The 11,054-nt window shown below is 66.0% G+C and carries 10 protein-coding genes; 3 read left to right on the top strand and 7 right to left on the bottom strand.

What is annotated here, in order from left to right:
* Positions 1 to 875, top strand: an 875-nt coding sequence (corA, locus tag K789_RS0120615; protein WP_024368402.1) for a magnesium/cobalt transporter CorA, incomplete at its 5' end; no start/stop codon positions are given.
* Positions 876 to 916: 41 nt separating this feature from the next.
* Positions 917 to 2,620: an ABC1 kinase family protein gene (locus tag K789_RS0120610; protein WP_024368401.1), complete on the top strand. Its 1,704-nt coding sequence runs from the start codon at positions 917 to 919 to the stop codon at positions 2,618 to 2,620.
* 39 nt (positions 2,621 to 2,659) lie between these two features.
* Here the strand turns inward: K789_RS0120610 and K789_RS0120605 are convergent, their stop codons facing one another.
* The 5 genes from K789_RS0120605 to K789_RS0120585 form a co-directional block, all read right to left on the bottom strand.
* Positions 2,660 to 2,974, bottom strand: coding sequence for a hypothetical protein (locus tag K789_RS0120605; protein ID WP_029705545.1), 315 nt, complete (start codon positions 2,972 to 2,974; stop codon positions 2,660 to 2,662).
* 35 nt (positions 2,975 to 3,009) lie between these two features.
* Entirely contained in the window at positions 3,010 to 4,602 is a 1,593-nt protein-coding gene (locus K789_RS0120600) for an ABC-F family ATP-binding cassette domain-containing protein (RefSeq protein ID WP_024368400.1), read from the bottom strand.
* Between the two features lie 58 nt (positions 4,603 to 4,660).
* Complete coding sequence (locus K789_RS0120595; RefSeq protein ID WP_029705544.1) at positions 4,661 to 5,782, bottom strand: N5-glutamine methyltransferase family protein; 1,122 nt, start codon at positions 5,780 to 5,782, stop codon at positions 4,661 to 4,663.
* A gap of 298 nt (positions 5,783 to 6,080) precedes the next feature.
* The gene (locus K789_RS0120590; protein WP_024368398.1) at positions 6,081 to 6,548 is read right to left on the bottom strand and encodes a GatB/YqeY domain-containing protein; all 468 of its coding nucleotides are present in this window, start codon (positions 6,546 to 6,548) and stop codon (positions 6,081 to 6,083) included.
* Between the two features lie 108 nt (positions 6,549 to 6,656).
* A complete protein-coding gene (locus tag K789_RS0120585; RefSeq protein WP_024368397.1) occupies positions 6,657 to 7,034 on the bottom strand; it encodes a hypothetical protein in 378 nt (125 codons plus the stop codon).
* Positions 7,035 to 7,287: 253 nt separating this feature from the next.
* On the opposite strand from K789_RS0120585, the gene K789_RS0120580 reads away from it, so the two are divergent.
* Positions 7,288 to 8,472, top strand: a complete 1,185-nt coding sequence (locus tag K789_RS0120580; protein ID WP_024368396.1) for a metallophosphoesterase family protein — start codon at positions 7,288 to 7,290, stop codon at positions 8,470 to 8,472.
* Positions 8,473 to 8,633: 161 nt separating this feature from the next.
* Here the strand turns inward: K789_RS0120580 and K789_RS0120575 are convergent, their stop codons facing one another.
* A complete protein-coding gene (locus K789_RS0120575) occupies positions 8,634 to 10,346 on the bottom strand; it encodes an ABC1 kinase family protein (protein ID WP_024368395.1) in 1,713 nt (570 codons plus the stop codon).
* A 5-nt stretch (positions 10,347 to 10,351) separates the two neighbouring features.
* Positions 10,352 to 10,894 (bottom strand): PadR family transcriptional regulator, encoded by a 543-nt coding sequence (locus K789_RS0120570; protein WP_024368394.1) that lies wholly within the window; start codon positions 10,892 to 10,894, stop codon positions 10,352 to 10,354.
* Positions 10,895 to 11,054 lie beyond the last annotated feature (160 nt).

Here is an 11,054-nt window from a genome sequence, read left to right as displayed (position 1 = left end):
GGCCGACGGAAGCCGAAATGGCCGCGGTCGCGGCGGAGTTCGGGCTGCACAGGCTCGCCGTGGAAGACGCGATTTCGGCCCACCAGCGCCCCAAGCTGGAACGTTATGACGACAACCTCTTCACCGTGCTGCGGCCCGCGCGGTATCTGGACGAAACAGAAACCGTGGAATTCGGCGAACTCCACGTGTTCACCGGCAGGAACTTCGTCGTCACTGTCCGGCACGCCGAAACCGGCGGGGTGGCGCAGGTGCGGCGGAAGCTGGAGAAGCGTCCCGACCTGCTGTGCCACGGCCCGGAGGCTGTGCTCTACGCCCTCATGGACCAGGTGGTGGACGATTACGTCCCCGTCGTCGCGGGGCTGGAGAACGACATCGACGAGATCGAGGACCAGCTGTTCAGCGGAGACTCCACCGTCTCCCGGCGGATCTACGAGCTGGCCCGGGAAGTCATCCAGTTCCAGCGCGCCATCCACCCGCTCCCGGCCATGATGCAACTGCTCCGGCGCGGCTTCGAAAAGTACGAGGTGACGTCCGAGCTCCAGCACAACCTCCGCGACGTCGAAGACCACGTCGAGCGGCTGATCTCCCGTGCCGATTCCTTTCGGGACCTCCTGCAGAACGCCCTCACCCTCGACGGCACACTGACGGCCAACCGGCAGAACGAGGCCAGCGCCGAGCAGAACGAGCAGGTCAAGAAAATCTCGTCCTGGGCGGCCATCTTCTTCGCCCCGTCCTTTGTCGCCGGCGTCTACGGCATGAACTTCGAGCGGATGCCCGAACTGCAGTGGACATTCGGCTACCCGATGGCAATCGGGCTGATGGCCGGCACCGCAGCCCTGATGTACGGCATCTTCAAGAGGAAGGGCTGGCTGTAGCCGGCGCGACCGGCCGGCGGACCCGCGTGTAGTCTGGCGTCATGAGCGCGCGGCGGGACCGGTTCCGGGACATCGTGGAGACCCTGACGAGGCACGGACTGGGCTTTGCGCTGGGAAACCTTGGGCTGGACAGGCTGCTGCCCCCGAACGGGACGCCGGGCACGTCCCGTCGTCCGCCCCCGGNNNCGAGCCTGCCCGTGCGCGTCCGGCTCGCCCTGGAGGACCTCGGCGCCGTCTACATCAAGTTCGGCCAGATCGTGTCCACACGCACGGATGTGCTTCCGCCGGAGTATGCCACGGAGCTCGCGAAACTCCAGGACGCCTCCCCTCCCATCGCTGCCGCCGAGGTGCGCGCCGTCATCGCCGAGGAGCTCGGCACCGCGGCGGACCGGCTGCTCGAGTCGTTGGACGACACTCCCCTCGCCACCGGTTCCATCGGCCAGGTCCACTGCGGCCGGATCGCACGGGACGCGGAGGACGCCGTCTCCGGCGCGTCCGGCGGCACAGCCGGCGGCGGCCGGCTCATCGACGTCGTGGTCAAGGTCCGCCGGCCCGGCGTTGTGGCCCAGATCAATGAGGATCTGGAGATCATGGCCGAGCTGGCCAAACGGGCCGAACGGGCCTCCACGAAGGCTGCCGGCGTCCATCTGGGTGCCCTCGTGGACGAGTTCTCCCAGACCCTGCGGGCGGAACTGGACTACCTGCAGGAGGCGCGGAACGCGGAGCACTTCGCCGCGAACTTCGCGGGCGACGGCCGCGTCCACATCCCCCGGGTCTTCTGGGACACCACCACATCGCGGGTCCTCACGCTGGAGCGTATCCGCGGCATCAAGGTCAACGACGCCGCCGCACTGCGGGAGGCGGGCATTGAGGCCGGGGAGCTGGCCCGGCAGGCCTGCAGCATCCTGCTGAAGATGGTCTTCGAGGACGGCTTCTTCCACGCCGACCCGCATCCCGGGAATTTCTTCGTGGAGGAAGACGGGCGCCTCGGCATCATTGACTTCGGCATGGTTGGCCACATCAGCGACGCCACGCGCGATCAGCTGGTCCGGATGCTCCTGGCCATCGTGGAACAGGATGCCGCCCGGCTGACCACGGCCTTGGTCCGCATGTGCGGGGCGCAGGCCAACGGCGGCTTTGGCGGACTGCAGTCGGACGTGGGCCGGCTCGTGGACCGCTACGCCGGACGGCCACTGGCGGAGATTCCGATCGTGGCGGTGCTGTCGGAACTCGCGGCGCTGCTGCGCCACTACCGGCTGCGGCTGCCCCGGGAAATGGCTCTTCTGCTGAAGATGCTGGTGATGGCGGACGGCCTGGGCAAACAGCTGGATCCCGGGTTCGAGCTGACCACCCAGCTGGGCCCCTTCACGCAGAAGATCATACTCGTCTCATTGTCCCCCGAGGCCCTCGCGGAGCGGCTCAAGAAGCTCGGCCGGGAAGCCCTGCGCTTCGGAACGGACGCGCCGGACATCCTGCGCCGGGTGGTCGAGGTCCTGGAGCGCGGCGGCATAGACATTCACTTCAGGGCCGATGAACTGGACCGGCTCATGGACAAAGCGGAGAAGACCGGGAACCGGATCGTCGCCGGGCTCATCACCGCCGCCCTGATCAATGCCGTCGGGGAGCTGGTGTCCGGCCAGCCGGACCGCTGGAAGAACTGGCCCAGGACGCTCTTCACCGCCGGGATCGGCGGAGTCGGCGCCCTGGGGACCTATCTGGCACTAAGCTCCCGGCACCGGGGATAGCGGGGCCCGACAGCGTCGGAGCTGGCCGAGTCCGGACTGTCAGCGGCGCCGCCGCGCCTGTGCGACGAGCCGGCTGAAGGCCAGGATAAACACGGCCTCGATCAGGACCATGAGCCCGAGCAACAGCCACTGGCTCTGGCCGATGAAGACGACGGCGCCGACCACCACCAGAACGGTGCCCAGGGTCAGGGCATAAACGGCAAAGCCGATGGCCACCTTCACGCTGCGGACTCCCGTGCGGAAGCCGAAGCCCACAGGTTCACCCCCGGGGTAGCCCTCCACCCGGTCCGGTCCGGCCGGTGTGAGCCTGTCGAACTCATCCCACGGGTCGCGGTCCTGATCCTGTTCCGTCATAGGTCCATTATCCCGCGGCCCGGGCCGGTCAGCGCTTAGGCGGCGCGGACGTCGATTTCACCGGGTTCCGCGCCGTCAGCGCCGAATACGAGGTGGCGGTTGGCGATCTTTTCGCTGAAGAACCTGTCGTGACTGACCACCACGACGGCTCCGGGGAAGTGCACCAGCGCGCGCTCCATGACCTGGGTGCTGGACATGTCCAGGTGGTTGGTCGGCTCGTCCAGCAGCAGCACGGAGGCGCCGGAGAGTAGGCACTGCGCCATGGCGACGCGCGCCTTCTGGCCGCCGGACAGGTTCCCGATCTTCTGCTTGAGGTCCGCCTCGGAGAACTGGAACATCGCCAGGAACCGGTTGACGGACTTCTTCGTGGCACTGAACGCCAGGCTGTCAGGCAGCGCGTTGACTGCGTGGGACACCGTGTCGGCGTCGTCGAGGTCCTCGAGCATCTGGTTGTAGGAGACAAAGCCGGGCCCCTTGGCCCAGGCCACGTCCCCGGAGTCGGCCTGCTCTTCGCCCGTCAGCACCTTCAGGAGCGTGGACTTGCCGCTGCCGTTGGCGCCCAGGACCACGATCCGGTTCCCCCGGCGGATCTCGAAGCTCAGATCGTCGAACAGCAGCTTTTCCCCGTAGGACTTCCCCAGCCCCTCCACCCGGCAGAGGACGTCCTTGACGTGCAGGCCGCCATAGATCTCAGTGACGATCTGGTCGACGGGCCGCGGCGTGCGGGACTTCTTGATCTTGGCCAGCTGGTTCCCCAGCCCGCGGCTGGCCGCCTTGGCCGCTTCGCGGCGGTCGGCGATGCCTTCGGCCTCAAAGGCCAGGAGCTCGGATTCGTGCACAAACTGCTGTTCAAGGGTCTTGAGCCGGAACTGTTTCTGCACGACGTATTCGCCGAAGTTGCCCGGGTATTCGTGCAGGTGGAAGTTCTCCACCTCGATGATCCGGGTGACGACCGCGTCGAGGAATTTCCGGTCGTGCGAGACGATGATCGCGGCGCCCTTGAAGTCCCGGAACCAGCTTTCGAGCCATTCGACGCCGGCGACGTCCAGGAAGTTGGTGGGCTCGTCGAGCAGCAGCACGTCGGGGCCTTCGAGCAGGATCTTGGCCAGGGCCGCGCGGTTGCGCCAGCCGCCGGACAGCTCATCGATCGCGCAGCGGCGGTGGGCCTGGTCGAAGCCCAGGGTGGTGAGGACAGTGTCAATCCGCCGCGGGTAGTCCCAGCCGTCGAGCCGCTCCATGTCCTCGAAGAGCTCGGCCTGGCGGCTGATGAGCCGGTCGAGTTCGGCGTCCGCGGGACCGGCTGCGATGGACGCGTCGATGGCGGCCAGTTCGGCCTCCACCGCCTTGATGCCGGAAAACAGCGCATCGAGCACTTCGAGAATCGTGGCGTCCCCGTTGAGTTCCGAGAACTGGGAGAAGTAGCCCACCTTGGTGCCCGGTTCGAGGGTGACGGTCCCGGTATCCGGCGTGACCTGGTCGAGGACCAGTTTGAGGATGGTCGTCTTGCCGGAGCCGTTCTTGCCGATCAGGCCCACCCGGTCGCCGGCCTCGAGGCGGAAGAACGCTTCCCGCAGAATCTGGGTGTTGTCGAAGCGCACGCTGACGTCGTGCAGCCGGATCAGGCTCATGGGTGTTTCTCTTTCAGGGAAGGGTTCGGAACGGCAACTGCGCGGGGCGCAGTGTGCACTAACGGACTGCGAGCCGCCACAGGGAAGTGACTTCGGCCGAGCGGGCGCGGAACAGAGGATCGCTGCGGTCGGCTGCCTTCGGATGGGTCGGCTTGGTGTCGAACCGTTCCAGCACCTTCAGCCCGGCCGCCTCGACGACGTCCAGGAGCTCGGCACGGGACCGCAGCCCCAGGTGCTCGGCCAGGTCGGAGAGGACGAGCCACCCCTCACCGCCGGGCTCCAGATGGTCGGCGAGTTCGTCCAGGAACCGGAACAGCATCCGGCTGCCGGGATCGTAGACGGCATTATCCAGGGATGAATGCGGGGTGGCCGGAATCCACGGCGGGTTGCAGACAATGAGCGGTGCACGGCCGGGCGGGAACATGTCGGCCAGGACCGCTTCCGCCCGGTCCTGGACCCCCAGGTTCCGGAAATTCTCGCCGGCGCAGGCAATCGCGCGGGGTTCATTGTCCGTCGCCACGACGCGCTGGACGCCGCGGCGGGCGAGAACGGCAGCGAGCACCCCGGTGCCGGTTCCGACGTCGAACGCCAGCGTGTCGGATGGCAGCGGTGCGGCGGCCACCAAGTCAACATATTCACTCCGGGTGGGGAAGAACGTGCCGTAGTGCGGATGGATGCGGTCCTGCAGTGCCTCGACGTAGACGCCGTTCCGCCGCCACTCGTGGGCGCCGATTGCCCCGACAAGCTCATGGAGCGAGACGACGGAAGGTTCGCTGATTTCCCCGTACGCCGCTTCGGCGGCCGCCTGGATGTCCGGTGATCGCCGCAGGGGCACTACCGGGCCCGGATCAACCGGAATCAGCAGCAGGCCGAGGATGCGCGCCCGGTGCGAGCGGGACTGGCGATGGCGATAGAACTCATCGGCCGGCGTATCAGCCGCCTTCTTTTTCCCGGCGCCCACCCGCCGATCCATGGCGTTGAGGATCTGCCGTGCATTGTGGAAGTCACCGTGCCAGAGCATCGCGATGCCCTGCGACGCCATCCGGTTCGCCTCATCGGCTGTCAGGGAATCGGTGACCACCTCGATGCGCGCGGGCGCGGGTCTTCCGTTGGCCGAGCGCCATCGAGCCGTCTTGCTGTGGCCAGCTTCGGTCCAGGCGACGACGGCCGTGTCATCCAGCGCGGCTGCCTGCGGGGGCTTGCGGGCCGGCGTCGGGGTTGCCAGCGGACGGCCAGGCACGGCGGTAGTGATAAGAGTTCCAATCCCAGAGTCCGAGGGGAGGATCGGAGACTGACGTTTGCGGCGGGACTCCGTGACACCCTGGGGTTTGGTCCAGGGTTTGGACGGTCGTCCGGTCACGAAACGCGCTTGAAATGGCGGATAGTGCCATTCGACGTACCTTCTCAGGATACAGGCGGGTGCCGGCAGCCATCCGCCATCGGGCCCGGGCCACCGCTTTCGGGGCCCGGACACGCTGTCACTGCGGAATGCGGTTGCGCACAATCTCACTGACGGCCTTGCCGTCAAAGCGTCCGGCGACCTTGGCGGTTACCGGCTTCATTACCGCGCCCAGCTGGCGCATGGTCAGCTGGGATCCGTCGGCTGTGAGGGAACCGATGACCTCGTCGACGATTGCCTCCACTTCGGCTGCGGTGAGTGCCTTCGGCAGGTACGCCTCGATGATTTCGGCTTCAGCGATCTCCGCTGCGGCCCGCTCGGGCTCCCCCGCCTCGGTGTAGATACGGGCGGTATCGCGGCGTTTCGCGGCTTCCTTTTGCAGCAGGGACGTCACTTGGGCGTCATCCAGCACGATCGGGGTTTTGCCGGACTTCTCGCGGGTTTCGATTTCGCCCAGGACGTTGCGCACCGTGGTGAGCGCGACCTTGTTGCGGTCCTTCATGTGGCCGACGACGTCGGCGTGCAGGCGTTCTTTCAGGGTGGTCATGATTCTCCTCGTCTCACTGGACAGGATATCGGGCTGCGGCCATGTTGCATGGCGGCAAGGAGGCCTCACCCACAGGAACATGCGGCCCGGGTGCGATCTCGCACGTGCTCAGGAACGGATGCGGTGCACCCGGACCGTAACGCCGGCCATGGTCCCCGCCAGTCCCAGCGGGACGGCGGACAGCGCACCGAAGTGCGGCAGGAGGCTTCCGCCGGCTACAAGATTGAGCCCGCCGATGACTACGCCCGGAGCCGCGACCATAACGGTGACCCACAACGGATCGCCCCGGTACCGCGACCAGCCGGCGGCGCCCAGGCCCAGAATGGCTCCGGCCAGGATGAGCGTGCTACCCAGCCGGTCCCGTTCAAAGGCGTTGGTGGCCGTCCCGATGTAGAGCGTTTGGCCCAGCCCCAGGCAGAGCAGGACGATTCCCGCGGCTGCGGCGCCGCCCCATGCCGTCAGGGCCACGACGGACGATCCTTTCATGAGGCTCCTGCATCTTCTTGGTGAACTGGAACGTTGCAGGCAGCGCCCTTGTTGGGCGTCAGGGTGACGGGCCGCCACGGCCTTGTCCGATTCCCGTCGTCCAAGATGTCCCCCAGCGGCCGGGCGGCCAGGGTTGCGGTCCCAATTGCTGTGCGTTCACTGCCTGTTTCAGGGCTGGACGCCTTTGTCTCGTACCGTCTCGAGAGGCCAGCGGCCGGCGTTGAGGCCGTATCAATGATGAAGAGAGGTCGCGATGACGACAAGTATCCACCAGCCCAAACTCAGCAGGCGAGCGGCGTTGGCTGCAGCCGGAGCGCTTGGGGCCTTGGGAATCACGGCGTCTACGGGAGCCGCGAGCGTGGCAGCACCAGGCGCGAAGGCACCAAAGCCGACCCTTATCTTTCGCCCAGACGGCGCATTCAAAATCGTTCAGTTCAACGACACCCAAGACGACGAGCAGACGGACCGCCGCACAATCGAACTCATGGACCGGACCCTTGATACGGAAAAGCCGGACTTTGTGGTCATCAACGGAGATGTCATCAATGGAGGATGCGACTCAGAGCTGGAGGTCAAACAAGCGCTCAACCACGTGGTCCAGCCCATGGAACGCCGGCAGATCCCATGGGCCGTAACCTTCGGCAATCACGACGAAGACTCGGTGCAGCGAACCGGAATGACCGAAGCCAAAATGCTGAAGTTCCTGCAGACCTACGAGTTCAACATGAACGCCGACTCCACGCCCGGACTCACCGGTACCTCCAACTCGCAACTTCTCGTTCAATCCTCCAGGTCAAAAGCTCCGGCCTTTGGTCTTTGGCTCATCGACACCGGCCGATATGCCCCCGACAGCATCGACGGGCAGGACTTCGAGGGCTACCCGGACTGGGACTGGGTGCGCATGGACCAGGTCACCTGGTACCGGAATCAGTCAATCGCAGCAGAACAAAAGTACGGAAAGAAGATCCCTTCCCTCATGTGGGGCCATATCGCGCTTCACGAGCACCGCAATATGTGGTTCGGCAGCCTCGACTCGCGAACAGAGGCGGATCACGCGCGGGCGGTCAAGAGACACAGCATAGTAGGCGAACGGAACGAGGACGAGTGCCCCGGACCCTTCAACTCCGGACTCTTCAATGCCTTCCTGGAACGAGGGGATGTGGCCGGTTACTTCGTGGGACACGATCACGTCAACACTTATGTAGGCAACTACTACGGTGTTCAGCTCGGCTACGCACCCGGAACCGGATTCGGAGCCTACGGACTGCCCGGCCCTGATCGTAACCGTCTGCGCGGTGCGCGTGTCTTCGAACTGGACGAGAATTACCCCGGAATCTACAAGGACACCCGGCTCGTATTCGCCAAGGATCTCGGCATTGACCTTGCCGCCAATGACCAGCCCATAGTTCCGCTCCCGCTGAATCCGCCGCAGCGCTAACGAGGGCTCGGCGACGGGCCGGGAGCGAACGAAGCGTCTAATGGAGCCGGAATGGTGCGCTTCCCATCTCCCAGGACTAAACGCGTAGGGGCTCAGCCAGTTTGATGGGCTGAGCCCCGTCACTCCTCGCCGGCACCGTCACCAAGACAGCACCAGCCCGCTCAGAGGCCGCTGCGCCCCGCCCACAGCCCATGCAGCAGCGGAACCACGGACGCGATCATCAGCACGCTGCCGAGCACCATGTCGTCCGCCCGGACCACGGAGCCTGCGATGAGCAGGGCGCCGAATATCAGTGCCGATGCCGATCGCTGCGCCGTGCGGTCAAGCCGGCCAACCTGTCGCTCGAGGCGCGGATTGGTCACCGACAACGAACCGTCCTCGATTCGGGTGAGAAGCCCATCCAGGCGTTTCGGCAGGCCCAGGGCCAGCCCGGCGGCATCGAGCGCCTGCTGGGCCACGTCCTGTACGATGTTGCCCCGCTCGTCGCGCAGCAATTGCGCCGCGTAGGGTTCGACCGAGTCCCAGAGATTGAACCGGGCGTCCAGCGAGCTGCACACACCCGACGTCAGTGACATCGCCCGGATGAGGAGCAGGAAGTTCTCCGGCAACTGGAACGGCAGCGAGCGAACCACGTCACCGAACTCCACCGCAAAATCACGGAACTCCCGCGGGTCCACCTCGCGAAGCTCGGCGAAGCCCATCCCGCCAAACCGGGCGAAGAGGTGAGTCATCGCCCGTTCAAGCTCGACCGTGTCGGCCGAGGGCACCAACACGCCCACGTCGCTGATCGCCGTCATCAACCCCTTACCGTCACGCGAAGCGGCCGCGATGAGCAGCTTCCGCAGGCCGCTTCGCGTACTCGCCGGAACCTCGCCCATCATGCCGAAATCGATGAACGTCAGTTGCCATGGGCGCCCTGTGGATGAATCGGATACCGGAGTGACGAAGATATTGCCCGGGTGCGGATCGGCGTGAAAAAAGCCGCTCGTGAACATCTGGTCGAACATGATGGACGCGAAAACCGGGGCAACCTGGGCCGGATCGATGCCGGCTGCGAGAAGCGCCTCCGCGTCCGTGATCTTGATCGCCGTGACATCTTCGAGGGTGAGCACGCGGCGGGTGCTCCGCTCCCATACGACGTCCGGCACACCCACCCGGTCGTCGTCGGCGAAATCAGCGGCGAACCGCCCCGAATTCGCCGCCTCATGCAGGTAGTCGATCTCCTCAAGACTGGTCTGCGCAAACTCTTCGACCAGGGCGGGCATGTTGGCACGGTCGGACACCAGGCGCACGTGGCTGAGCCAGCCGCCCACCTTGCGCAGCGCCGCCAGGTCGACGTCGACAATGGCGTCGATGCCGGGCCGCTGTACCTTCAGCACCACTCTGTCGAGCCCGGTGTCGGCGGCATCGCCCGGTCGAAGCCTCGCCCGGTGCGCCTGCCCGAGGGATGCTGCTGCGATGGGCGTCTCTTCGACCGAGGCGAACAACTCATCCAGCGGCGCACCCAGCTCTTCCTCCGCAAGGGTTCGGATCGCGGAGAACGAAACCGGGGGCACTTCGTCCTGCAGTCCCTCAAGTTCCTTGGTGATCTCGGGCGGAAGCACGTCGAGCCTGGAGGACAGGAACTGGCCGACTTTGATCATGAGACCGCCGAGTTCCACCGCGAGATTATGGAAGCGCTGCGCGAAGCGCTGCATCCTCTTCGCCCTGGTGCGCTCGGCAATCCTGACCAGCCCGACGCGAGGGAGGAACAACTCAAACCACCAGGTCACCGCGAGATGCCACGCGGCGAAGCGCAGGATGCGACGGTAACGGGCACGGGTGTCCCCGGCGCCGGGTACCGGATCTGCCCGGTCCCGACGAACCGATGTCACCCCCGTCAGTCCCGGGCGAGGATCGAGTACAGCCGGCGACGTGCGTCCTCGAGCACCGACACGGCCTCCTGCACCTGTTCCCGCGTGCCGGTGCGGCCCACCTGGGACGCGGCCTGCGCGAGCTCGACGCCCGCCTTGGGCAGCGCCCCGAACCCGGTGCCTGACGCCGGACCCTGTGACTCCCATGGCGCGGACGTGTCGGCGCCCGCAACATCCTCCCGGCCTGCTTCCGTCAGCGAGTAGATCTTGCGGCCGTTGGATTCCTCGGCACTGATGAACCCCTCATCGGCCAGCAGCTGCAGCGTGGGGTAGACAGAGCCGGCGCTGGGCTTCCAGCTGCCACCGCTGCGCTCCTCGATTTCACGGATGATCTGGTAGCCATGCATGGGCCGCTCCGCGAGCAGTGCCAGCACCGCCGACCGTACCTCGCCCCGACCCGCGCGGGTGCCCGAGCGCTTCTCAAACCTTGAGCGCAACTCCTCAACGGCCTGCCACATGCCGTCGACGTTGTTACCGCGGAATCCGCCTGCCGGGTGTGAATTACGCATCATGCACTCCTCTGTGAATCGCGAACGATATACAACGATACCCAACGATACATCGCGATATTCGCAGGAGCCAAGTGGGTCATGGGAACAGCCTGCGGACCGCGCAGGCGTTTGGCTCCTCATGGTTCCCGTAACTGGGGGCGGCCAGCGTAGCCGGCAG

The sequence above is a fragment of the Arthrobacter sp. TB 26 genome (assembly GCF_000427315.1).
In the GTDB taxonomy this organism is placed as follows: Bacteria; Actinomycetota; Actinomycetes; order Actinomycetales; family Micrococcaceae; genus Arthrobacter.
This window is presented reverse-complemented; position numbering and strand designations above follow the sequence as displayed.

Excerpts from the sequence above, each read along its gene's own strand:
- K789_RS0120580 (WP_024368396.1), top strand. The coding sequence starts at position 7,288 with ATGACGACAAGTATCCACCAGCCCAAACTCAGCAGGCGAGCGGCGTTG.
- K789_RS0120570 (WP_024368394.1), bottom strand. The coding sequence starts at position 10,894 with ATGCGTAATTCACACCCGGCAGGCGGATTCCGCGGTAACAACGTCGAC.
- K789_RS0120585 (WP_024368397.1), bottom strand. The coding sequence starts at position 7,034 with ATGAAAGGATCGTCCGTCGTGGCCCTGACGGCATGGGGCGGCGCCGCA.
- K789_RS0120600 (WP_024368400.1), bottom strand. The coding sequence starts at position 4,602 with ATGAGCCTGATCCGGCTGCACGACGTCAGCGTGCGCTTCGACAACACC.
- K789_RS0120605 (WP_029705545.1), bottom strand. The coding sequence starts at position 2,974 with ATGACGGAACAGGATCAGGACCGCGACCCGTGGGATGAGTTCGACAGG.
- K789_RS0120590 (WP_024368398.1), bottom strand. The coding sequence starts at position 6,548 with ATGACCACCCTGAAAGAACGCCTGCACGCCGACGTCGTCGGCCACATG.